Consider the following 7,600-nt stretch of genomic DNA (forward strand, 5'->3'; position numbering starts at 1 on the left):
CCGCTCGCTCACCCGCCCGCGGGACATCGTGGACCTCGCGCTGGCCCTGGACGCGGTCCGCCTGCTACCCCCGCCCCCCAGGTGAGCCCCCGGCGGCGCCCGCGTTCGAGCAGTCGGGCGGCGGCACGTACGTCACGGCCGGCAAGCCCGCCCCGATGATGCGGCCATCCAGGTCCAGGCGGCCTCGGGCGCGCGACCGCGGCGGCCCGCGCACCCCTCACCCGTTCAAGGGCGTCACCGGGCGGGGTACGGCGTCAGGCCGCCCGCGTGCACCAGCGAGATGGTCCGTTCCAGGTCGGGGGTCAGGTATCGGTCGTCGCCCAGCGGCGCGACGTACCGCCTGAGCTCGTCGTGCAGGGCGCGGGTCGCCGTCCCGAGCGGCAGGCCGGCCATCTTCGCCGCGATCAGGTCGATGCCCTGCGCCGCCATCAGGTACTGCACCGCCAGCACGATCTCCAGGCGGTCGAGGTTCGCGTGCAGGTCGCGCGCCGAGGCCATGGCCATCGTGTTGTGGTCCTCCTGGCCGTCCTTCACCGGACGCGACAACGTGCCCGCCGGATGGGCCCTGACCTGCATCTCCGGGACCACCGCCGCGGCCACCGACTGCGCCTGCACCATCCCGGAGTTCAGGCCGACGCTCCCGCCGGCCAGGTTCGCCGGCAGGCCGTAGCTCCAGCGGGGCGACAGCAGGCGTCCGGACAACTCCTGCGACAGGACGCCGAGGTCGGTGATCTCGGCGTTCAGGCTGTCGGCGAGATGGCCCATGATCGAGCCGTCCCAGTTGCCGCCCATCACGAACTCGTAGCCGGGGCCGCGCTCGCGCCGGAAGACCAGCGGGTTGGAGGTCGAGGAGTTGGCCTCGCGCGCCAGCGTCCGGCGGGTGGCGGCGAGCACCTGCCGCAGCCCGGCCATGATGTGCGGGGCCGCGCGCACCGAGACCGCGTCCTGGATGCGCGGGGTGTAGTTCGCCGGGTCGAGCCGCCTGCGGCCCTCCTCGGTCATCCAGCCCGAACCGGCGACCATGGTCCGCAGCCGGGCCGCGACCGCGTCCTCCTCCGGGATGTGCCGCTCGCGGTGCGTGCGCGCGTCCAGCGAGCCGCGCTCGGCCCTGGTGGCCTCCATGAACAGGGCGAAGGCCCCCTCCGCCTGGTCGGCGAGCACCGTGGCCCGGTGCACGGCGTGCATCAGCGTGGCGGCCAGCACCGTGCTGCCGCTGACGATCGGCAGCGCCTCACCGGCCTCGAAGGTGAAGCTCGCGGGCAGCCCGGCCCGCGGCAACATCCGCGAGGCCGGTCCGGTCTCGCCCCGGTAGTGCACCGGCGCGTCCTCGCCCAGCGCGGCCAGCCCGGCCGCCGCCTGCGGCTGCAGGTCGCCGGTGCCGAGCGAGCCGATCTGCGGCATCACCGGCACGACCCCGGCGTTCACCAGGGACAGCAGCCGCTGCGGCACCTCGGGCCGGACGCCCATCTTCCCCCTGGCCATCTGGTTGGCCTTGAGGACCAGGGCCAGCCTGACCACGTCGTCGGGGAAGGCCGGGCCGACGCCCGCAGCGTGCGAGCGCAGCACGTTGCGCTGGAACTGCTCGGCCTCCTCCGGCGAGAGCGGGCGGTCCTTCAGCGGGCCGAGCGCCTGGTTCCAGCCGTACACCCGCTGGCCGCTCAGGGCCGCCAGCGCCCCCGCCCGCGACTGCGCCATGCGGGCCCGCGCGGCGTCCGACACCCGCGCGAGCACGGGACGGCCGGCCAGGATCGCGAAGGCGTCCCGCAGCGCGAACCGGCCGCCGTCCAGCACCAGGTCCAGCACCGGCGCCCGCGCGGGCGCCGGCGCCGCGACCGGGGGCGCCACCGGGGGAGGGGCCGGGACGGCGACGGCCCGCTCCGGCACGCACACCGCCGCGAGCAGGCCGACACCGGCGGCCATGCGTCCTACTTTGCTGATCGACACGGTCCCCGGCCCCTTCACCACGAAGATCCACTCCGCTCCGTTTATAACCGGCCGGACGGACGGCGCCGGGCACGGCTCCGCACCGGGGGACGAGTGCTGACCGGCCCTAGGGCAGGCGCTTACCTCCCGCCCTGGACGCCACCGCGACGTGCGGCCGCCCGGTGATCGGATGCGGCCCCACATGGGCCAGGACGCCGAAGACCTCCTCGATGAAGGCCGGGGTCAGCACCTCCAGGGGCGGCCCCTGCCCGGCGACCCGGCCCTCGCGCAGCACGACGATCCGGTCGGCGTAGGCGGCGGCCTGGTCCAGGTCGTGCAGGGCGGCCAGCAGCGTCAGGCCGAGCGAGCGGATCAGGTCCAGCAGCAGCAGCTGGGACCCGACGTCCAGGTGGTTGCCCGGCTCGTCCAGGATCAGCAGCGGCGCCTCCTGGGCCAGCGCGCGGGCCAGCAGCACGCGCTGCCGCTCGCCGCCGGACAGCGTGGTCATCAGCCGGTCGGCCGCCCAGTCCATGCCGACCCGTTCCAGGGCCGTGGCGACCACCGCCCGGTCGTCCGCGCTCTCCCGGTCCAGCGCCCGCTTGTGGCTGTGCCGTCCGGCCGCGACGACCTCGGCCACGGAGAACCCCTCTCCGGCCGGGTTGTGCTGCGGCAGGACCGCCCGCCGCCGCGCGGCGTGCCGCGGCCGCATCCGCCACAGGTCGTCGCCGTCCAGCCGGACGACGCCGCCCGACGGGCGCAGCGACCGGTAGACCGTGCGCAGCAGCGTGGACTTGCCGCTGCCGTTCGGCCCGACCAGCGCCACGAACTCGCCGGGCCCGGCGCTCAGCGTGACGTCGGTGACGATGGGCCGCGCGTCGATGCTCGCGCTGACGCCCGCGAGGTCAAGCCGCATCGCCGCCGCCTCCCGCCCGCCGCCGGCGCAGCAGCCACAGGAAGAACGGCACGCCGAGCCCCGTGGTGAAGATGCCCACCGGCAGCTCGTTCGGACGGTCGGCGATCCGCGCCGCCAGGTCGACCAGCACCAGGAACACCGCGCCGGCCAGCAGCGAGACCGGCAGCACCCGGCGGTGGTCGGCCCCGACCACGAACCGGACCATGTGCGGGACCATCAGCCCGATGAACCCGATGCCGCCGACCACGCTGACCACCGTCGCCGTCAGCAACGACCCGGCCGCCAGCAGCCCGATCCGCAGCGCCGCGACCGGCACGCCGATCGCGACCGCGGACTCCTCGCCGGCCAGCAGCGCGTTGAGCGCCCGCGCCTGCGAGGACAGCCAGGCCACGCAGCACACGACGAGCAGCGCGGGCACGCCCAGATCCGCCCACGACGCCCCGGCGACGCTGCCCATCAGCCAGAACATCATGCCCTGCAGCTCGGTCGGGTTGAGCTGGAGCTGCACGAACGTGGTGGCCGCCGAGCACAGGTAGCCGACGGCCACGCCGGTCAGCACCAGCCACGAGTCCAGCAGCCTGCCGGAACGCTGGGACAGGACGTACACCACCAGCGCCGACAGCAGCGCGGCGGCGAAGGCGGCCCCCGTGACGCCGAGCGCGCCGGTCAGCCCGGCCAGCGCGCCGCCCCCGAGCGCGGGCACCAGCACGGCCCCCAGCGACGCCGCCGACGACACACCCAGCACGTACGGGTCGGCGAGGGGGTTGCGGACCAGCGCCTGCAACGCGACCCCCGCCACCGACAACGCGGCCCCGGCCAGCGCGGCCAGCAGCGCCCGGGGCGTGCGGATCTCCCACACGACCTGCGCGAGCAGCGGATCGGCCTGCTCGCCCCGCCCGGTCAGGTACGCCCACACCACCCCCCACACCTGGTCCGGCGGCAGGTTCACCGACCCGGCGGAGATGCCGATCACCAGGGCCACGACCAGCGCGGCCCCGAGCCCGGCCAGCAGGAACCCGGTCGCCCGCCCGGACACCGCGTGCGGCCGCCGCGGCGGGACGGGGACGGCGCGGCGCGGCGGCGCGGTCAGCGTGTCAGCCACCGGGATGCACCACCTTGGAGATCTTCTCCACGGCCCAGGCGTTCAGCGGCCCGAGATAGACGCCGTCGGAGACGACCGTGTAGCTCCTGGACCTGGCCGCGGCCCAGTGGGGGTAGGCGGCGAACAGCTTCGCCGCCGCCTCCTCGCCCTTCTCCTCGGGCGTGAACAGCCCGACGACCAGCACGTCCACCTGGGCGGTGGCGAGCTGCTCGCGGTTGAGGGTGCGCGTCATGTCGGCGGTCTGGCCGGCGAAGGCGTTGACCCCGCCGGCCGCCCTGATGACGTCGTCGTAGATGCCGCCGGTCATCACGGCGGGCAGGCCGTTGGCGTTCATCATGGCCATGCCGGGATAGGCGATCAGCACCTTCCTGGGCGGCAGCGCGGCGACGCGGGCCCGTACCGACTCCACCCGCGCCCGCAGCCGCCCGATCAGGTCGAACGCCTCGCGCTGCACGTCGAACACCCGCCCGAGCAGGCTGAGGAACTCCAGCGAGGAGTTGATCGACTGGTTGCGGAAGGCGCGCTTCTCCTGCTCGGTGGCCTCCGGCTTGCCCATCGCGCAGTTGACCGGGTTGACCAGCGAGGTGATGCCGGCCGCGGCGAGCTGCTCGCGGGTGGCGAAGCCGCGGGCGGGGTCGAACCCGCCGGACCAGGTGGAGACCACCAGGTCCGGCTTGAGCTTGAGCACCTGCTCGGCGGGCACGTCGAAGTTCTTGTTCATGGTCAGCCCGCCGGTCGGCAGCGCCTTGATGCGGGCCGTCATGGACGGGTCGTCGGACACGCCGTAGCTCTGGGCGTTGGCCAGGATGCTGCGCTCCAGCCCGAGCAGCAGGAAGCTCTCCACCTCGCCGACGCTGGTGCCGTTCAGGATCAGGACGCGCTGCGGCGGGCGGCGGAAGGTGACCCGCGTGCCGCAGTTGTCGAAGGTGAGGGGGTAGACGGTCCGGCCGGCGGACGCGGCCGCGGTGGCCGCCTCTGTGGCCGCCTCGCCGCCGGTCGCCGCGGGCGTGCCGCAGGCGGCGGCCAGCAGCACGAGCGCGACCGCCGAGGCCCGGCGGGTACGGGAAGGTCTCATGGGTGATGTCCTCTGAGTCGAGTCCGGAGGCGCGCACGCCGGACCGGCCCCACGGCGGGGGCGGGCACGGCGGCGAGCCGGGATTGTCGTCGGAGGAACCGCGGCGGACGGGCGCGCGAAGGACCGCGGGCGCGCCTAGGCGGGCAGGCCCACGACCGTCGGACGGACCGGCCGTCGCGGCTCCGGTCCACCCGCGGGCGGCCCCCGCAGCACCAGCACGTGCCGCAGGAACAGCCGCACGCGCGCCGTGACGTCGTCGCGCCCGCCCACCGGTGTGCGCGCCGGCGCGGCCCACCCGGCCACGACGAGGAACAGCACCAGCAGCGGGCGCAGCACCCACCCGGCCAGCTCGCGGACCAGGGCGCACAGCCCCGACTCCACCCAGCGCAGCCAGACCGACGTCAGCAGCACGCTCGCCGCGTGCACGAGCAGCATCCCGAACCCCGGGGCGCCCGTGTCGTGCGCGTGGACCACGCTCGCGGGGGCGGCGACGGGCGCGGGATGGTCGCAGCTCAGGGAGAGCAGCAGGTGCAGGACGACCTGCGAGGCGCCCGTGGCGGGCACGATGGCGGGCAGCGTGCGCTCACGCCCGGTCAGCGCCAGGGCCGGCGCGAGGACCAGCAGGAACCCCGCCAGCAGCGCCCCGGGGTCGAAGCAGCCGCCGCCCGCCAGGTGGGCGAGCGCGGCCAGCGCGGCGCACGTGCCGGCGAAGCTCGCCGCACGCAGCCACCGCACCAACGACCATGGACCCATCGAGGCCAGATCCTCCCACACGCCCGGCTCGCCCGCTCCGCACGGGTGCGCGGGGTGGGCGCCGGGCTGGGGGCCGGGTGCTCAGCGGTGGGGTGTGCGGCGTGGCCGGGGCGGCGTACGCTCCGGTTGTGACCCTCCGGTTGACTGCTCCGCCGCCCGACGACCGCTCGACGACGAGGGCTCCGTGAGGAGCCGCACATGACCGGCCTCGGCCCGCGCGCGGTCCTCGTCCCCGACCTGGGCGAAGACCTGGCCCGCGCGGTGGGCGAGCTGGAGAGGCTGCTGCTGGTGCTGCGCGCCGCCGAGTCCGTGGGCTCGCCGCTGCCCGGCCCGCTGGCCGGCGGGATCGCGCTGACCGCGCTGCGCCGGCTCTGGCGCGCGATCGGCCCCACGCAGGGCCGGCGCGCCGCCGCCGCCCGCCTGGCCGGTCGCCTGTACGCCCCCGGCGGCCAGGTCGAGCACGTGCCGCTGCGCCTGGTCGACGTCGACCCGCTCGACGTGGCCACCCTGTCGGCCGCCGCGGTGGCGCTCGGCCTCGGCGCGGTCGGCAGGGGCGTGGTCCGCCAGGCCCTCGACGCCGTGTGCACCGGCCTGCCCGCCACCGAGCTGGTGTCGTCCGCCGCCCGGTTCACCGGGCTGCTCGACCTGGCCGACACCGCCGACTCCATCGTCCTGCGCGAACGGCTGGCCGCCGCCGGGCCGGGCGCCGACGTCGTCCTGACGCCGGAGGCCGAGCGCGCCTACCAGGCCACCGCCGGCCGCCTCAACACCATGTGGCCCGCCACCGGCACCGCCGCCTCTCCGTGAACCGCGCGCTTCACGGGGTCTGGGGAGCGGCGGCGGCGCGGTCGTGGGTGAAGGGCCGGGGCAGGCGCAGGCGGGCGCGCAGCGGCAGGCCCGACGGGATGAACGCCTCGGCCTGGAGCGCCGCGACGCCGATCCTGGGCAGGTCGCGGGCGTTCGGATAGACGACGAAGCGCGGCTCCCAGATCGGCCGGAACTTGGCGTTGAACCGGTACAGCGACTCGATCTGGAACCAGTGCGACAGGAAGACCAGCACCGACCGCCAGGCCCGCAGCACCGGCCCCGCGCCGAGCCGGTCGCCGCGGGCCAGCGTCGAGCGGAACATCGCGAAGTTGAGCGACACCTGCGTGATCCCCAGCGACGGCGCGGCCTGCAGCGTCTCGGCGATCAGCAGCTCGTTCAGGCCCGGGTCGGCGTCGCGGTCGCGGCGCATCAGGTCCAGCGAGACGCCCCGGGTGCCCCACGGCACGAAGTGCAGCACGGCCTTGAGGTCGCCGTCCCGGCAGGCGGTGGCCACCAGGCACTCGGCGTCGGCGGGGTCGCCGAAGCGGCCGAGCGCCATCGAGTAGCCGCGCTCGGTCTGGGTGCCGCGCCACAGCCCGGCGGCCCGGCGGATGCGCTCCTTCTCCTCCTCGGGCACGTCACGGGCGCGGCGCACCCGGCAGACGTACCCGGCGCGGCGGGTGCGGTTGACCATCTGCCGCACGTTGCGCATCGCACGGCCCTCCAGCGTGAAGCCGTCGACCTCGACGATCGCCTCGTCGCCGATCTCCAGCGCGGACAGCCCCGCGACCTTCGTCCAGACCTCGCCGCCCGTCTCGCCGCAGCCGATGACGGCGGGCACCCAGGCGTGCCGCCGCGCCTCGGCCATGAACGCGGCGATCGCGGCCGGCCACGCCTCGCGGTCGCCGATCGGGTCGCCGCTGGCCAGCATCACCCCGGAGACGACCCGGTAGGCCACGGCCGCCTTCCCCGACGGGGAGAAGATCACGCTCTTGTCCCGGCGCAGCGCGAAGTAGCCGAGCGAGTC

Annotated in this window: 7 protein-coding genes; 1 reads left to right on the top strand and 6 read right to left on the bottom strand. The window is 75.6% G+C overall.

Annotated elements, in window-relative coordinates:
• Positions 1-234: 234 nt before the first annotated feature.
• From ACWCSD_RS43225 to ACWCSD_RS43245, 5 genes are all read right to left on the bottom strand, one after another.
• On the bottom strand, positions 235-1,920 hold the full coding sequence (locus ACWCSD_RS43225) for a histidine ammonia-lyase (protein ID WP_397156379.1): 1,686 nt from the start codon (positions 1,918-1,920) through the stop codon (positions 235-237).
• Positions 1,921-2,050: 130 nt separating this feature from the next.
• Positions 2,051-2,836 (bottom strand): ABC transporter ATP-binding protein, encoded by a 786-nt coding sequence (locus ACWCSD_RS43230; protein WP_397156381.1) that lies wholly within the window; start codon positions 2,834-2,836, stop codon positions 2,051-2,053.
• The gene (locus ACWCSD_RS43235) at positions 2,826-3,938 is read right to left on the bottom strand and encodes a FecCD family ABC transporter permease (RefSeq protein WP_449923888.1); all 1,113 of its coding nucleotides are present in this window, start codon (positions 3,936-3,938) and stop codon (positions 2,826-2,828) included. The genes ACWCSD_RS43230 and ACWCSD_RS43235 overlap by 11 nt, the downstream gene beginning before the upstream one ends.
• Entirely contained in the window at positions 3,931-5,013 is a 1,083-nt protein-coding gene (locus ACWCSD_RS43240; protein WP_397156385.1) for an ABC transporter substrate-binding protein, read from the bottom strand. The genes ACWCSD_RS43235 and ACWCSD_RS43240 overlap by 8 nt, the downstream gene beginning before the upstream one ends.
• Before the next feature lie 135 nt (positions 5,014-5,148).
• Entirely contained in the window at positions 5,149-5,748 is a 600-nt protein-coding gene (locus tag ACWCSD_RS43245) for a hypothetical protein (protein WP_449923892.1), read from the bottom strand.
• 216 nt (positions 5,749-5,964) lie between these two features.
• On the opposite strand from ACWCSD_RS43245, the gene ACWCSD_RS43250 reads away from it, so the two are divergent.
• The gene (locus tag ACWCSD_RS43250) at positions 5,965-6,573 is read left to right on the top strand and encodes a hypothetical protein (RefSeq protein WP_387669403.1); all 609 of its coding nucleotides are present in this window, start codon (positions 5,965-5,967) and stop codon (positions 6,571-6,573) included.
• A 10-nt stretch (positions 6,574-6,583) separates the two neighbouring features.
• Here ACWCSD_RS43250 and ACWCSD_RS43255 read toward each other — a convergent pair.
• Positions 6,584-7,600, bottom strand: a 1,017-nt coding sequence (locus ACWCSD_RS43255) for a phosphatidylglycerol lysyltransferase domain-containing protein (protein ID WP_449923896.1), incomplete at its 5' end; no start/stop codon positions are given.

The organism is Nonomuraea sp. NPDC001684 (assembly GCF_053596515.1).